Below are 15,253 nucleotides of genomic sequence, written 5' to 3'. Positions count from 1 at the left end.
AAATAAAAGAATGGCCTAGGGAACCACTTCTCCCTTAGCCATTCTTTTTTTTGATTATCCAGCAAAATAAAAGGACGTTCGACTTCCATTTTGCGTGGATATGACTTGCAGCTGTGCATCGATTCTTTCTTTCAATTCTGGCACATGGGAAATTATCCCTACCAGTCTACCGGTGCTTTGTATATCCATTAATGCTTCAATCGCATGATCAAGAGATTCAGGGTCGAGCGTACCGAAACCTTCATCGATGAACATCGTTTCAAGTGAAATACCGCCTGCATTCTGCTGGACAACATCCGCAAGACCCAAAGCAAGTGCAAGGGATGCCTTGAAGCTCTCGCCTCCCGAAAGGGTTTTGACATGTCTCTCATGCCCTGTATATTGGTCATACACAGATAACTCCAGACCGCTTTGGATGTTCCTGCGTGTAGGATCAAGCTTTCGCAACAGCTGATATCTGCCGCTTGTCATTTTCAGCAGCCTTGAATTGGCTTCTTTTAAGATATCATCTAAAAAGGCTGCCAGTACATATCGTTCAAAAGTTATTTTGAAGGAGTTTTGACCTTTGGAAATCTCGGACAGATGACCGACGATACTGTACCTTTCATCTAAACTTTTCTGATCTTCCCTGATTTGCGACAATTTCTTTTTGATTTCTTCGTTAGTCCGAATTTCAGCCTGCATTTCATTCTGTTTTTGGCGCAACGACTCCAATTCTCCATCTATGAATTCGAAAGTCTTTTTCAATCCTTCAAGATCTGGTTTGGCCACATCTTTTAATTTCATTTCCAAATCATGAAACAGACTTAAAACACTTTGCCAATTTTGATTATACTGCTGTACTTGCTCCTCCAAATTTCCAAGAGCCGCTTCCGATTTTTTTGCTGCCGTATATTCTTTATAATTGGAAAAGCCTTGATTGGTCATATCCGTAATTAACTTTTCCCGCTCCTCTTTCAATTCTGTATTTAAGGCCTCTATATTTCCACTTAGGGATTCTTTTTTTGCAATGATGGCCGATTCTCTTTCCTTCACCAGTTGGAGGTTTTTTTGTGCATCTTCCAAGGCCGATTGTAAGCGTTTCTGTGTATTTACAGCCATTTGATATGCTTCATTATATCCTTCCTCAGTCCGTATTCCGTCTGGCAGGGAATCGGTTAATCCTGTTAGTTTTGTGGAGTTTTCAATATACCTCGTTTTCCCTTGGTCCTCTTTTCTCTCTAAAGAGATCATATTATCCTTAAGCTGGGATGCTTTCTCTTTTAAATCCTGCAACCTTTTTTCCAGATCATTGAATAGAGACTTTTTCCGCATCAATTCTTTTAGCTGCTCTTGCAGCACTTTTCCTTTTTGTCCAAACTGCAGCAAATGAGCATCAATATTTTCACACTTAAACTCTGGCATATCATTTTGTAAGTCACTAAGCTTCTCTTGTGAAGACTCCACCAGTGCATCATATTTGTATTTCGCTTGATAATATTCACTTTCCGCTTTGCTTTTTTGTTGCTCTGCAGTTTTCAGTTTGTTTTCTTGCTCTTTCAGTTCCAAATCCGTCGGCATATGCTCATGCAATTTCGCTGGTTTTGGATGACTTAGCGAACCGCACACAGGACAATTTTCTCCAGAGTGCAGCACGGAAGCAAGCATACCCGCTTGACCAGATCTCCAGTTTCGGTTCAGGGTTTCCAGTTTTTCCTTCTCCTGAATTTGTATTCTTTGTAACTCTTGGAACCGATTATCCTTATCATCCAGAACTCGTTTCGTATTCTGGATTTCATTAAGAACTGCTTGAAGCTTTTTAATCTTCGATAACGATTGATTATTTCTTTCTGCTTCAATTTCCTGGTCACGATAAAGAACAGCCGCTTTTTCCGCTTCTGTTTTTTCTTGAACGACTTTCTCTGCTTCCGCTTCAACGGCCAGATGCTCCGAAACAGTTTTTTCACGTAGCCGTTTACTAATTTGCCACTCTTTTTCATCTAAAGTAACCTGTGCTTTTAAGCTTGCAAAAGTCATGACTGCCTCTTTTACCTGCTCAAGCTGATGAACAGTCCGTACTGCCTGCTCTCTTTGATCATCCTTCAACTTTTCCTTATCATAGGAATCCTGCTTCTCAATGCGCTCAATCCGTAACTTCTCGGACTGCTCATTTAATTTATGAAGTTCGGCATTCGCCTCTTGTACTTGTTTGCCAATTCGCAAATAGTATTGTTCCTGCTTTTCAAGCGAAGCCGCTTTGTGTGCCATTTTTATTTGGACTTTCACAGATTCCATTTCTGGCAGCTTTGCTTCAAGGGCTTCCTTTTCATTTCGCAGTTTTTCTTTTTCCGAAAATCGGTTTAATAAATCGACAGCTTTTGAAAGTTCTTGATTAACTTGATCACGAGCTTTCTGCTTTTCCTGTATTTGTTTATTTATATTCTCACTTTTTTCTGCCGCTTGCAAAATGACTTCCTGTAACAGCGGTAAGACCTGTTGTTCATTAGGCTCTTCCCATTGTATTTGTGCCTGTAATTCCACATTATTGCCAGGCTGGATGCCTTTCATTAATTCAATTCGCCGCTGTGCACTTTTTTCACTTTCCTTTTTTAGGATGGAAGCCTCTTCTTTTAATTTTTCTTCTATTCGTTTATAAAGTTCAGTATGAAATAATTTCTGGAGAATCTGTTCTTTATCCTTGCTGTCGGATGTTAACAGTTTTCGAAATTCATTCTGAGGAATCATCAGGATTTGCCGGAATTGATTAGCGTCAAGTCCAATGAGTACTTTGATTTTTTCTTCAACTTCCCGTACATTTGCTCCCAGCAATTTTTTTCCTTCTGCCAATATCTCATATAATTCAGCCTTTGCTCCAACCGTTGTTGTTCCTTCACCTGATTTTTTCTTGCGTTCCTGCTGCGGGGACCGGGTAACCAAATACGTTTTTCCACGCAGGGTAAATTGTAACGAGACTTCCGTCAATATATCATCTTCGGCAAACTGACTTCGTAAATCTTGCCCGCTTCGATCTTCACCACTGGCTTTTCCATATATCGCAAAACTAATACCATCAAATATCGTTGTTTTCCCTGCGCCTGTCTTTCCAGAAATGACAAACATCGTTCGTTCTCCAAGGGAATTAAAGTCAATAGTTTCCCTTCCTGCATATGGCCCAAATGCCTGCATCGTTAAAATATCGGGTCTCATTTCAAAGCCTCCTCTTTCTTAACTGCCTCAATTACCGAAACCATCAAATCCTGCTTTTGAGAATCAAAATCCCGATCGGTCATTTCTTGGTAAAACGTTTCAAACAGGTCCAATTCTGATTTCCGTTCATCTTTTACAGAGGAGAAAGATTTTTTTCTTCTAAGATCGGTCAAATCCCATTTACGCTCTAAATGTAGTACGTTCGGATAAATCTGGCGCAAGCGGTTAATAGGATCGATGAGTGCCCCCTCATCATTTAGTGTTATTTTCAAATAGTCATCCCTTTTTTGCGATTGATAGAAAACGGGATCGAGTAACTCTTCCATAACTCCGGATATTTCCCTCATATCGAACTTGGGTGCCAAAGATCGATAGCGTATATCAAAGCTTCCATCTTCTTGCATATCGACGATGGAAAGCGACTTATTTTGCTTGGCCTCGGAAAAAGAATATTTTAATAGTGATCCAGAGTAAAACACCTTAGGATGACGGATTGCGTCTGGGCTATGTAGATGCCCAAGTGCCGTATAATCGAATGCATCGAATAAGTCGGATGAAACACAGCCGGAGCCACCTACAGACAAGACCCTTTCCGAATCGCTCGTTTTTCCGCCTAATACAAAAGCATGTCCTACGAAGACATTCGGCTCATCTTTATTGAAATTCTCGGCAATCGTTCCGGTTATCCGCTTCATCGCTTCTTGATGGGAATGGATGCTATCATCTTCAAAAAGATGGCGAACCGTCCCAGGTTCTGCATATGGAACACAATAAAAGTTCACGCCCTTGATGCGAACCGGCTCACATTTTTTTGTCAATTTCCCATGAATGTATAACTGGCTATGACGATACCATGATGAACCGAATGAGAGCCTTTCCGCAGAATCATGGTTTCCCGATATCGCAACGATCGGTGTATTCATTTTCACATTAATCGTATAAAGGATTTCATCAAGAAGCTCCACCGCTTCAGTCGGCGGAACGGAACGATCATATAGATCACCGGCAATCACAACGGCATCCGGTTTTTCCTCTTCGACAATTTCTATGAATTGCAAGAGTGCATGCCTTTGATCATCAGTCATATGTACACCGTGAACGATTTTTCCTAAATGCCAATCTGCCGTATGGATAAATTTCATAGTTTCACTCCGTCCTAATTTTTACTTACTATTATTATATCAAAAATTTAACGAATAGCATGGTTTGGGTACAAACGTTCTAATTTTTACCACACAGCCACATTTTTTTGAAAGATTCAGAATAAAAAAAGCAAACTCCAAAAGAGTCTGCTTTTTTCATCATTAGCTGAATAAGTGTTCATATGGACCCATATTCACCTTTCTTTCAGCCAATTTTTTTTGTAAAAATTTATGGTCACGTTTTGGTGTGGCAATGATATAGCCGCGTATCACCAAATCTTCCGTAATATCGCCCGCTTTTTCCTTTAACGCCAACTCTCCGATTTTCCCCGCGATTTTATGACGTGCAACATCACGAAAAAGTTCTGGCACAGGACTCACTAAATCTTCCAGCAATTCCTTTTGCTGCTTTGACCATAAGTGCTTTGTTTGTTCCAAATAATATTCTTCCCAATCCATATCGGATTTTCCATCTTCTTTCGGAAATCTTTTCAGGAACTTCCGAAACATGAAAAAGCCACCTATGCTCATCAATATAATTAATAGGGCTACCCAAAATAGAATAAACCATAAAAACCATCCACTAAGCAAAGTACCACCTCATATGTATAGAATGATCGTCACTATTATTATAGACAGTAACCCATATCTTTACAAGACTGGCAATGCAATCATTCCTGACCGTTCACTTCCAGCAAGACAAGTGAAAATTCCCCCACCGCATTTTCTTCATATAGATTCGTGACCGTAGTTGCATAGTTAAAGATTTCTGCTCGAAACTCCTCGTTTGACTGTGGAATCTTTAAATCAAATAGCATTTGATAAAGCAGTGTTGTAATATCATGATATTCACTATGTGTAACCTTGAAATTGAAACTGACTTTTCTGATTTCCTTTCCTTCAGAATCCTTTACAGTTTCAGAAAGAAAGTCAGTGACATGCAGTGGAACATCGTTTAAAATGACCTTGTCTACCATTATCAACATCTCCTTAATAAATTGGTTAAAGACATGTTATCACTTGAAACTTTCTGCTTCCAATTATTTAACCTCGAAAAAATAAAAAAAACGTGCACAGGAAACCCGAACACGTTTTCTTCAAACCAGTTTATTTCCCCTTTTTCACGATTATACGCCATTTAGCGTCATCGATTTGCTCAAACTCCGTGATTTCATGACCTTCGGTAGCAGCCCAACGCGGAATGCTCTCCGTTGCTTGTGTGCAATCGAAATTAATGATTAATTCCTCTCCTATTGCCATGTCCACTATCGCTTCTTTTGCTTCCACTAAAGGGAATGGACATACCATTCCATTCGTTTCCAATACTTTTGCCATTTATATTCCACTCCTCAACTTAAATTTTTTTGATTCGTACCTTATGCCGCTTTGGATGCAGCAGCTGTCTGCTTTTGCTTTCGGATAATCGTGAAATAAGTTGCTACCCATGTACCCAGCAGGAAAAAGACAATCGCGATCCACCCCTGCCAAGCAAATAGCGCCGAGTTCACCAGACCATTACCGATTGTGCATCCCCCGGCAACACTTGCACCGAACCCCATGATCACACCGCCAATTGCATTGTTACGTAACGTTTTCATATCAGGCAAACGCCAACGGAATTCCCCGCTTCCTTTGGCAGCAATGAAAGCACCAAGGAAAATACCCAATACTAAAAACGTACCCCAATCGATTAACGCATCGTCTCCTGTTATAAGGAATGTTAGAATGTTCGCGGAAGGCGCTGTAATTCCTAGTCCGAACATCCTGCCTGTCATTGCACTTAGCGGCCATGCCATGATTGCAATAAGACCGACCAATAATGCCGTAACAAAGGGATGCCACCGTTTCTCGAATAAGATGTGGGCCAATCCCGTTTTTTTCGGTTTCATTTTAAAGATAGGAAGTTTCGGCTTTCTCATTTCACGAATCACCAATAGGCCAACCAAAAGTGTCACAATAATAACAAGCACCCATGGCGAAACATTTAATGTTTCATGAATATACGTATCACTTGTACGATAAGATAAAAGATTATCTCCAGCCAATTTCCATACACCATATTTCGTCATTGCTGCCCCTAGCATGTATCCAAAAAGAGCAACCCAACTTCCGATCATACCCTCTCCGGCACGATACCATGTTCCAGTGGCGCAACCTCCTGCCAGAACCATACCAATGCCAAAAATAAAGCCACCCACGATTGTTCCCAACCATGGAAAACCATCATTTCCAAACTGAATGACCCCTGTATCATTCAATGCATAAACACCAATACTTTGTATTGCTATTACAATAAATGTAGCTAAGAACATCCGTCCATCTTTAGCTAAAATCAAATCACGATATGCACCAACAACACAGAAACGGCCTCTTTGAAGCACAAATCCCAGCAGTAAACCACAAATAATCCCGAAGATAATCATTTGTAACATGAACCGTTTCCTCCTTAAGTAAAATATTATAATACTAATATAATATAATTCGGATAAAATTACTAGGTTTTCAGGTGATTTTTTTACCTTCATAAAAAGTTTCCAGGTAAATGAAAAACCTGAGTCATTATCGACTCAGGTTTTTTGAATGTTCCTTTGATTGAATCCTACAGTACATGTATTACACCATGCTACTTCTGCCGAAACTAGCTGCTTTAACCTTCTTATATTGGTAAAGCATGGCAATTCTCCACGGAACGATCATCGCAAAAGCAAGTAAGAAAAACATTCCACTCAATACACCGATTTCAATCGTGCTTCCCAACATCAGTTTTGCCACCAGTCGAACCACCATGAGACCAATCAATATGAATATGAAAGCTTTAGATCGCAGAATATAAATTTTTTCATCTCTAACTTCAAATTTAGATGTTTTTATCAATAAGATGGAAAATAACATCCCTGCAACAAGAGCCTCCAACAATTCGTATCGAGTCACCCGGAACATCGGGAAAATAAACATCAACGCACCCGTACTCATAAAAAGCGGCGGTAAAATGATTTTCTTTTCATTAACTGGTTTTTTCGTTTCCTTCATCCGTAACATGAAAACACCTATTGCCATCACAATCGCTATACCTGTTGATATATATATCATCTCTTAACCATCCCTTTAAACTAAAAATAGGTAAGTGCCATTTAAAATTATATATGACTTCAATTTATAAACAAAGTATATATTACCTATTTGAGATAAACAAGGAGAGTGTTATTAATTGTTATTAATCAAGCACCGTTTTAATGTCATCCAATACTATGGCAGAGCACATTAGCCTGAAATTCCTTCTTAATTTCTTTAACGGCACCCAAGCCCCGCTCAAGATTGGCATGGGAATATCCATCATTATAAGGTCAGGGTTCGATATAATTCAATGGCTTCTCGTCCATTCCCGCCTCACTGACCACTGCATGTCCTGCTTTAGGTAAAATGTTTGAAAGTATCATTCTCATAAACTTTGCATCTTCAACGAATAATATTCGGGCCATAGCCGTTCTTCCTGATTGTTTAGACAGAAAAAAATTAAAAAATCAATTCATAAAACCTAATTAAAGACAATCCATTTTTGAATTTTATTGAAAAAATAACTTATTATGGACTAAAATCCAGTAAAGCCACCGAATAGTCTAGACAGGACTGCGATTATTTTGGTCATCCAATCAAAAAACAAAACCACACCCATTACAATCATTAAATATCCGCCAATCTTCATGATGTATTGGCTGTACTTTTTGATCCATGTCAATTTTCCGACAAAGAAGGATAATATGAAAAACGGGATGGCAAATCCTAAAATATAGGCAGTCATATAGCTCATGGCCGCACTAGGATTAGTTGCACCCAGTGAAATGACAGCACCTAATAGCGGACCTGCACAAGGGGTCCATCCAGCCGCAAAGGCAAGTCCGATAAGAATGGAACCTATATATCCGCTAGGTCGGTTCTTAAATTCAAAACGATTGTCTTTCATCAAAGATTTCGGTTGAAAGATTCCTACAATGAATAAACCAAAAATGATAATCAGGATGGCCCCAATCTGACGAATTAATTCTTTATAATTCGAGAAAAAGGAACCTAGGTATGATGTGCTAAACCCTATTGCAATAAAAACCAGGGAGAACCCCAGGAGGAAGAATAAAGTATGCAGCATGCTTCTTCTTTGGAGCATGGCGTTCTCGGATTTGATTTCACCAACACTCATACCAGTGATATAAGATAAAAAGGCCGGATATAGCGGTAAGCAGCATGGCGAAATAAAACTCAGAAATCCCGCCCCGAAAGCTAAAAAAATATTAATATCATCCAAATAAGCTCACTCCTATGTATGGCAACCTATAAACATTGTAACAAATAAGATAAAAAAATACATTTATGGAACTGTGAATATTTCATGACAACCAAATCCTTATAACTGGATGGGGCTCGGGATAAGTTAACTTATTTGAATTCATTAATCCAAGCCGATATAATTGTTATATTCATACATATTTTACAACGAACACATAAATTAAGGGTACCTTGAAAAAATGTTGGGGCCAGAAAGGAAAGATAATGGCTAAAAAGAATGAATTTCTCGAACAAATTGAATTAAAGAGAAATGAACTTATCAAGATTGTCGCTAAAGATGGTTTAAACTCGCATGTTGCCGTTGAATATAGCCAGCAACTTGATCAATTATTAAATAAATATAATGAACTTTTTTATAAAACAGGTACAGATTTTTAACTCAGTTCATCTCCAGTGATAACCACAAATATTATTATATGAATTATTTTGCTGTCAATCTCCCCTTTTTTACATTCATTCTCAATTTGAATACTTAGGCATGACCATTGCTATATAAAAAACAGGCAAGCGCTTTGTGTGCTGCCTGTTTTCCTGTTTTATCATTTAAAATTATGCATATGAATCATGTTCAATATCAACATCGGATGCCGGTGCATAGTTTGTCACAACAAGAACAATAGGAGATCCAGCTAAGAAAAGAAGAAGCGTCCGGTACAGTAATCACAAGACTCCCTACCCCAAAGGCACCTGGTGTGTATGTGGATATAACCTCCATTTGGCTGCATACCATAAACACCTCATATGAACTATTTTCATTAATTAATACAGGTTCGCACGTGGATTGCAAAAAGAATCATGGCAAATAGATAATCAGGTAACACTGGATCCCAAGGTATCCTATATGAAATTTATTTTGGAGAGCTTAAATTAAATATCCACCAAAAAAGGGCACAATCAAATTGCAAATGTTCATTATTTAAATATCTTTACGTAATAAGCAGTTTTAAACCTTTTCAAATTCCGCCTATAGTCAACAATTAAACAGTCTGTTATTCTTGGTCGAACTTTAATAAATATTAACGAACTCCATATACTATGTCCTATATACTTGTACAGGAGGGCATTCGCTTGAAGAATTTAATTATGACTTTAGCCGTTTTCATCCTTTTTTTATCATTTGACACTCCAGTTATTCATGCCTTTACTTCAAGTCGAGAGGTATATGAAAAAACAGGTTATGTTGTTTGGGAGGGCAATACAAAAGAAAAAATCGTAGCCATAACTTTCGACGACGGACCACATCCTTCGTATACACCTCAAATCCTCGATATATTGGCTAAATATAATGCCAAAGCTACCTTTTTTGTCTCTGGTAATAAAGTGAAAAGAAACCCTGGCATTTTAATAAGAGAAATAAAGGAAGGTCATGAAATTGCTAATCACACCTATCATCATTATTATGATAAAAATATGACCGCTGAGTTATTATCTGCTGAATTAGATAAAACAGATAAAGTGATTTGGGATATTGCCAAATACAAACCTACGCTATATCGTCCTGTAGGTGGACTTTATAACGATATAATCATCAATACAGCTGTAAAAAAAGGTTATAAGGTTGTACTGTGGTCCTGGCATCAAGATCCCCAAGACTGGAAAAGACCTGCTCCAAATAAAATTTCCACTCATATCATTAAGTCGTTACGCGCTGGCGATATCATTCTCCTGCACGATTGGAGCGACCGTCCCCAAACGGTAAAGGCGTTAGAATCGACATTGGATTATTTATATAAAAACGGCTATGAATGCGTTACGGTGTCTGATTTATTGTTTCGTTCCAATGGGAGCTCACCCGATTTTTTCAGAACCTTCCCTGTTGAATGAGCCTTAAAACTTAAATTTATGTTTGACAAATCGCTCAAAAAGCATTATCTTTAATTAAAGATAAATTAATTCGAGGTAATCCCTTTATTTTTTTAAATAAAAATCTCGAATTAAAGATATCTAAATAAAAAATAAATTCCAGGAGAAATCATAAATGATTGGTATAGGTTTATTAGTTATACGTGTGGTAATCGGATTATCGTTTGTTGGACATGGAGCTCAAAAATTATTTGGATGGTTTGGCGGACATGGCCTGAAAGGCACTGGAGACTGGTTTGATTCGATTGGCATGAGGCCAGGAATTACCATGGCCCTATTTGCAGGTCTATCAGAGCTTATTGGCGGGGCCTTATTTGCTTTAGGTCTCCTTACACCCTTTGCAGGTATATTAATTGCACTTACAATGCTCGTTGCAATCGTTAAAGTCCATGGAGCAAATGGCTACTGGGCAACTCAAAATGGTTATGAATATAATCTTGCCGTTCTTGCAGTGGCGATTGGCATTGCGTTAACCGGAGCTGGCCCATACTCACTTGACTCCTTCCTGTTTTAAGGAAGGCTTCGGTTTTATACTCTTTACATTATGAAAAACACAGTGTTGGATAAAACCACTCCGTGTTTTTTCTTTTTCTTTAGAACATCCAGGACATATTTTCTCCAGATCCTAATCTTTGGTACGTACGAATGTATAAGGGTCAGACTTCCAACAAGTGATTTTCGTCTCTTACAGTTTTTTTGTCCTCTATATATTATTGAAATTTATCCGAATTGGAAAAATGAAGATCTACCGAATATTTTACAACATTCCCAACATAGTGGAACCCCTCTTGAAAATGGGCCTGATGGCTATACCAGATCCTTCATTAAACTGAAAAGGCTATCGCAATCGATTATAAACCTAAAAATGGAAGGATAAACTTTTCATTGTATTAAGTTATTAAAATTAATCATTTAGATTAGTATATTTTTTTATTAGATTCCATGTAGTGTTTTCTGAATGGCAGTATACATTATTTTTTTAATATACTTCTACTATGGTTCCCATTTTGTATTCAATCTTCACTCTATTAAAGCTTTGATTCAGGAAGGGTGGTGTCCTCCTTCCTTTTCCTAGCGTTCCGTAAAGAAAGCCCCTTTCCCCGCCAAAATTTCTGAATGTATGTGCCGTTGAGACCTAATGGCTGTTCAATGAAAATCCGTAAGTCTTTCCCCTATTTGATTTTCCGAAAAAACTTGGCCTTTAAAGGATTGAATATGAAAAACTTCTATAAATGATCCTCCATAAACATAAAAACCCCGGACTAAGGAACACTTTTATATGTGTGTCCGTTGCCAGGGTTTATTTTTCCAAGTATATTCATTCCAAAATGGTTTTGGAAATCCATTATGCATTTTTCATTTCAGTAATATATGTGCGTCTATTTATTCAATCCCTGGAAACCATCCTGGAGAGTTGATGATCGCTTGCCATAATGGGTCTGGAATATCAAGTTGCTGCTGATTATCCTTGTTTATTTTTGTCACGATCTCTGCTTCCCTGCCTTGTTCCACTTTTTGTACCCATTCAGGATCGATAATAATTTCACGGCCTAATGCGATTAACGGAACCCCCGATTGCAGTGCTTTGATGGCATCATCCGCTGTATAGATGGAACCAACACCAATGATCGGTACTTGATCTCCTATACGTTCTTTTATAATTTCTATCCGAGGTCTGTCAATCTCGGCTCCCCGTCTTGCTTTCGACCAGAAATCCATTAATGAAACATGAAGATAATCAAGATCTTTTGTTACAAGTCCATCAATTAATGCAAGAGTATCATCCATGGTGATTCCTGGTGTTTCCGGCTCCTCCGGTGAAAAACGATATCCTACGATGAACGGATCCTTGGCATGTTCAGCAACAGCCTTTATCACTTCATCCACTACCGCTAATGGAAAAGTCAGACGTTTATCAAGGGAACCACCCCACTTGTCTTCACGACGGTTTGAATGAGGCGAAAAAAATTGCTGTAGCAAGTAACCATTTGCACCGTGAATCTCGACACCATCAAATCCCGCTTTTATGGCACGTCGGGTAGTTTCACCAAAATCGAGAATGATCGATTCTATTTCCTTTGCAGATAGTGGACGCGGAACTGCTTTCCCTTCGCCTTCCGATGGGATATTGCTTGCACTGACAACATCGCCATTTACTAATTCCGGTGGCACCTCGCGTCCGCCATGAAAAATCTGAAGAATTGCCTTTGCACCTTTCGCTTTAATCGCTGATGCCAAACGACTTAGACTAGGTATCAATTCATCCTGATCTCCGCCAAATTCCCCATGAAAGCCTTTGCCATTAGCAGTTACGTAGGTACATGCCGTTATAACCATGCCGACCCCGCTTGACCTACGTTCATAATAGTTTACTTCGGCGTCGGTTACAGTCCCGTCAGGATTAGAAGAGAAATTTGTCATAGGCGCCATCACCAAACGATTTTTCACTTCTATTTTCTTTCCTAAATTGTACGATTCAAATAATGGTGTATATTTAGAATTCATTTAGTCATCCTCCATTTAGTTACCCACCATATTGGCTGGTATAAGTCCTTAATTCACAATACACATCCGCATATTATGATAATTATTAGGATCATGCATGTTTGGTGATTAATGCCGAAATGGCTTCTTTTGGCTGGAAGCCAATAGCTTGATCTACCTTTTCTCCATCTTTGAATAGAATTAGAGCTGGAATTCCCATCACTCCATATTCGCTTGTGGTATCTGAATTTTCATCCACATTAAGTTTTACGATCTTAACCCGATCACCCATTTCCACATCAATTTCATTAAGCACTGGGGCAATCATTTTACACGGACCGCACCACGGTGCCCAAAAATCAACCAATACTAAACCTTCCTTGATTTCACTAGCAAAATTATCATCTGTTACATGTTCTATTGTCATGATCATTTCCTCCTTGTATTATCCGAAATATTTATAGTCTTTATTCTTCATCTATTTAAATCAAGTTTAGCGATTCTATTTCCCGAGATAAGAAACTCTGAATTCCTAGCATTTATTTTAGGATGGATTTTGATGGATTCCAATTTACCGGATAACTCCATAAACCATGTTTCATCTTTAGAAAGTAACGCTAAATCAATTAAGGCCAAAAGATGATTTTCGTTACTGATTTCTAAATCCGGCAGTTTTTCAGTCCATTTACTCGGAATCCAAATCGATTTCCCAATCGCTTTTTCATTGTCACTTTCCACCACATTCACTTTAACGATTTCTCGATTATCACTTACCGTTTCAATGAAACCATGGATAAGTTCCCCATCTCTTGATTTTCCCTTTACCCAATCCCCATTTTTGAACAGATTGTTTTCAACCATTTCCTTAACACCCCTTTTATGTTCAGTTGATATTTAAACTATAGTTAATAACTGTAATAATAAAATATACATTTAGTCCAAAGAAAAAACTAAATCAATATCACGGACATTGTTTAATTTTTTCCAAAAAAGTGCTGAGAGTTATATCTTCTAAATATTTTTCAAAATATAATTCAGCTTCATCGAATATTTGATTCATGACTATCTGGGTATTGGAAGATATGACACATTTTTTCTCCGGATCACCTGTACACCACTTTGGTTTCAAAGTCCCATGTGAAACAGTTATATAAATATCCGCCAAACTTACCTCTTCAGGGTTACAGTCTAGAATATAGCCTCCGCCAACACCTTCTTTAGTTCTTACAAATCCTTTTTTTCTTAAGCAGCTCATCATCTTTCGAATCCTTGCCGGGTTTGTACAAACGTTTTCTGCGATGGACTCGCTGCTAGCCATATGATCTGGTAGATAAGCTAAATAGACCAAACTATGCACAGCTATTGTAAAATCACTATTCACTTTCGCATCCTCCTCAAGAAGATTACTGTAATAATAATATTTACAGTTGATAAAGTCAAGCCAAAAAACTCAACAACTTCCACAACTATTTTGTTTAATGAAATCCACTCTAAAAAAGATAGAGGAGATTTTTAGCGAGATATCTCATTGTTGAGAAAGATTTAATGCATATGCCGATATTAGATTAACCTGGATTGCTCACTTTTATCCCGAGGATATAACCATATAATCACCCATTAACCCAAAAGAAATTAAATGCCCCTATACCAAGCCCTGATATTATCGTAAATGTTACAACTTCAGCCATTTGCGGTTGGGATTTGAGTATGATTCCACAAAAGATTCCAAATAAACCAATGGAGGCTGTCGAGGAAGGTGGTCCTGGTGTAAATATTCCTATATAAAAAAATAAGCACTCGACCAATTCAGGTTAATTGCTTTTCTTTTTATAAGTTTCATTCAACTCAAGGATGCTAACCATTAACCAATATATTAACTGACTCTCTATTGGCTAAGTGCCTAAATAAAAAGATTAATAGCATTTGAATTTGGATTCCTATTTGTTCTCTTTAAATTCACTTTTGTGTTCAAATGTATGTTCACATAAAGAAAACCATACCTTTACAAGTATCCTCGAAGCATTTTTTGACAAAATCATTTATCATATTAACATCCTCCTTGATACTGTATATACATCTTTAGATGGAAGGTGTGGGCAAGTATTGTTTTTAGTTTGCGTTTTTACCTTCAAAATAAAAAAGCGCTCACATAAAACGAGGAGGACTTTCCTTTCAATTCCAAAACAAAAACCACCTTTACTGAATCATTCAGAAAAAGTGGCTTAAGAAACATAAATGAA

The 15,253-nt window shown here is 38.0% G+C and carries 16 protein-coding genes; 3 read left to right on the top strand and 13 right to left on the bottom strand.

Features of this window, described 5'->3' with window-relative positions; all coding sequences use genetic code 11:
* Positions 1-54 precede the first annotated feature (54 nt).
* The 9 genes from JNUCC41_RS19140 to JNUCC41_RS19105 form a co-directional block, all read right to left on the bottom strand.
* On the bottom strand, positions 55-3,186 hold the full coding sequence (locus JNUCC41_RS19140) for an SbcC/MukB-like Walker B domain-containing protein (RefSeq protein ID WP_192204360.1): 3,132 nt from the start codon (positions 3,184-3,186) through the stop codon (positions 55-57).
* Complete coding sequence (locus tag JNUCC41_RS19135; protein WP_192204359.1) at positions 3,183-4,328, bottom strand: exonuclease SbcCD subunit D; 1,146 nt, start codon at positions 4,326-4,328, stop codon at positions 3,183-3,185. Before JNUCC41_RS19135 ends, JNUCC41_RS19140 begins: the two co-directional genes overlap by 4 nt.
* Positions 4,329-4,490: 162 nt before the next feature.
* Entirely contained in the window at positions 4,491-4,919 is a 429-nt protein-coding gene (locus JNUCC41_RS19130; RefSeq protein WP_137018029.1) for a DUF2621 domain-containing protein, read from the bottom strand.
* An 80-nt stretch (positions 4,920-4,999) separates the two neighbouring features.
* Positions 5,000-5,305, bottom strand: coding sequence for a DUF3219 family protein (locus JNUCC41_RS19125; RefSeq protein ID WP_192204358.1), 306 nt, complete (start codon positions 5,303-5,305; stop codon positions 5,000-5,002).
* A 130-nt stretch (positions 5,306-5,435) separates the two neighbouring features.
* The gene (locus JNUCC41_RS19120) at positions 5,436-5,663 is read right to left on the bottom strand and encodes a sulfurtransferase TusA family protein (protein ID WP_192204357.1); all 228 of its coding nucleotides are present in this window, start codon (positions 5,661-5,663) and stop codon (positions 5,436-5,438) included.
* A 41-nt stretch (positions 5,664-5,704) separates the two neighbouring features.
* Positions 5,705-6,760: a YeeE/YedE family protein gene (locus JNUCC41_RS19115; RefSeq protein ID WP_192204356.1), complete on the bottom strand. Its 1,056-nt coding sequence runs from the start codon at positions 6,758-6,760 to the stop codon at positions 5,705-5,707.
* 181 nt (positions 6,761-6,941) lie between these two features.
* The gene (locus tag JNUCC41_RS19110; protein ID WP_192204355.1) at positions 6,942-7,418 is read right to left on the bottom strand and encodes a CcdC family protein; all 477 of its coding nucleotides are present in this window, start codon (positions 7,416-7,418) and stop codon (positions 6,942-6,944) included.
* A 254-nt stretch (positions 7,419-7,672) separates the two neighbouring features.
* The gene (locus tag JNUCC41_RS27135) at positions 7,673-7,807 is read right to left on the bottom strand and encodes a response regulator (RefSeq protein ID WP_286182153.1); all 135 of its coding nucleotides are present in this window, start codon (positions 7,805-7,807) and stop codon (positions 7,673-7,675) included.
* 110 nt (positions 7,808-7,917) lie between these two features.
* A complete protein-coding gene (locus JNUCC41_RS19105) occupies positions 7,918-8,625 on the bottom strand; it encodes a cytochrome c biogenesis CcdA family protein (RefSeq protein WP_192204354.1) in 708 nt (235 codons plus the stop codon).
* A 245-nt stretch (positions 8,626-8,870) separates the two neighbouring features.
* On the opposite strand from JNUCC41_RS19105, the gene JNUCC41_RS19100 reads away from it, so the two are divergent.
* The 3 genes from JNUCC41_RS19100 (at position 8,871) to JNUCC41_RS19090 (ending at position 11,043) form a co-directional block, all read left to right on the top strand.
* On the top strand, positions 8,871-9,044 hold the full coding sequence (locus JNUCC41_RS19100; protein ID WP_192204353.1) for an aspartyl-phosphate phosphatase Spo0E family protein: 174 nt from the start codon (positions 8,871-8,873) through the stop codon (positions 9,042-9,044).
* A 705-nt stretch (positions 9,045-9,749) separates the two neighbouring features.
* Positions 9,750-10,490: a polysaccharide deacetylase family protein gene (locus JNUCC41_RS19095; protein WP_192208229.1), complete on the top strand. Its 741-nt coding sequence runs from the start codon at positions 9,750-9,752 to the stop codon at positions 10,488-10,490.
* 154 nt (positions 10,491-10,644) lie between these two features.
* A complete protein-coding gene (locus JNUCC41_RS19090) occupies positions 10,645-11,043 on the top strand; it encodes a DoxX family protein (protein WP_192204352.1) in 399 nt (132 codons plus the stop codon).
* A gap of 869 nt (positions 11,044-11,912) precedes the next feature.
* On the opposite strand, the gene JNUCC41_RS19085 is transcribed toward JNUCC41_RS19090, so the two are convergent.
* The 4 genes from JNUCC41_RS19085 to JNUCC41_RS19070 all read right to left on the bottom strand — a co-directional run bounded on the left by JNUCC41_RS19085 (position 11,913) and on the right by JNUCC41_RS19070 (position 14,394).
* A complete protein-coding gene (locus tag JNUCC41_RS19085; protein ID WP_192204351.1) occupies positions 11,913-13,034 on the bottom strand; it encodes an NADH-dependent flavin oxidoreductase in 1,122 nt (373 codons plus the stop codon).
* A gap of 91 nt (positions 13,035-13,125) precedes the next feature.
* Complete coding sequence (gene trxA, locus JNUCC41_RS19080) at positions 13,126-13,440, bottom strand: thioredoxin (protein WP_098372925.1); 315 nt, start codon at positions 13,438-13,440, stop codon at positions 13,126-13,128.
* Between the two features lie 47 nt (positions 13,441-13,487).
* A complete protein-coding gene (locus JNUCC41_RS19075; RefSeq protein WP_192204350.1) occupies positions 13,488-13,874 on the bottom strand; it encodes an IDEAL domain-containing protein in 387 nt (128 codons plus the stop codon).
* 100 nt (positions 13,875-13,974) lie between these two features.
* Positions 13,975-14,394, bottom strand: coding sequence for an RrF2 family transcriptional regulator (locus JNUCC41_RS19070; protein WP_192204349.1), 420 nt, complete (start codon positions 14,392-14,394; stop codon positions 13,975-13,977).
* Between the last annotated feature and the right edge of the window lie 859 nt (positions 14,395-15,253).

The organism is Brevibacillus sp. JNUCC-41 (assembly GCF_014844095.1).
GTDB lineage: Bacteria > Bacillota > Bacilli > Bacillales > DSM-1321 > Peribacillus > Peribacillus aracenensis.
Note: the sequence above shows the minus strand (reverse complement) of the source record. Positions and strands in the feature narration are given on the sequence as shown.

What these genes read in the sequence shown, in the direction of transcription:
- JNUCC41_RS19120 (WP_192204357.1), bottom strand. Translation starts at nt 5,663, where the DNA reads ATGGCAAAAGTATTGGAAACGAATGGAATGGTATGTCCATTCCCTTTA.
- JNUCC41_RS19125 (WP_192204358.1), bottom strand. Translation starts at nt 5,305, where the DNA reads ATGGTAGACAAGGTCATTTTAAACGATGTTCCACTGCATGTCACTGAC.
- JNUCC41_RS19075 (WP_192204350.1), bottom strand. Translation starts at nt 13,874, where the DNA reads ATGGTTGAAAACAATCTGTTCAAAAATGGGGATTGGGTAAAGGGAAAA.
- JNUCC41_RS19085 (WP_192204351.1), bottom strand. Translation starts at nt 13,034, where the DNA reads ATGAATTCTAAATATACACCATTATTTGAATCGTACAATTTAGGAAAG.
- JNUCC41_RS19100 (WP_192204353.1), top strand. Translation starts at nt 8,871, where the DNA reads ATGGCTAAAAAGAATGAATTTCTCGAACAAATTGAATTAAAGAGAAAT.
- JNUCC41_RS27135 (WP_286182153.1), bottom strand. Translation starts at nt 7,807, where the DNA reads ATGGCCCGAATATTATTCGTTGAAGATGCAAAGTTTATGAGAATGATA.
- JNUCC41_RS19140 (WP_192204360.1), bottom strand. Translation starts at nt 3,186, where the DNA reads ATGAGACCCGATATTTTAACGATGCAGGCATTTGGGCCATATGCAGGA.
- JNUCC41_RS19115 (WP_192204356.1), bottom strand. Translation starts at nt 6,760, where the DNA reads ATGTTACAAATGATTATCTTCGGGATTATTTGTGGTTTACTGCTGGGA.
- trxA (WP_098372925.1), bottom strand. Translation starts at nt 13,440, where the DNA reads ATGACAATAGAACATGTAACAGATGATAATTTTGCTAGTGAAATCAAG.
- JNUCC41_RS19090 (WP_192204352.1), top strand. Translation starts at nt 10,645, where the DNA reads ATGATTGGTATAGGTTTATTAGTTATACGTGTGGTAATCGGATTATCG.
- JNUCC41_RS19110 (WP_192204355.1), bottom strand. Translation starts at nt 7,418, where the DNA reads ATGATATATATATCAACAGGTATAGCGATTGTGATGGCAATAGGTGTT.
- JNUCC41_RS19135 (WP_192204359.1), bottom strand. Translation starts at nt 4,328, where the DNA reads ATGAAATTTATCCATACGGCAGATTGGCATTTAGGAAAAATCGTTCAC.
- JNUCC41_RS19095 (WP_192208229.1), top strand. Translation starts at nt 9,750, where the DNA reads ATGACTTTAGCCGTTTTCATCCTTTTTTTATCATTTGACACTCCAGTT.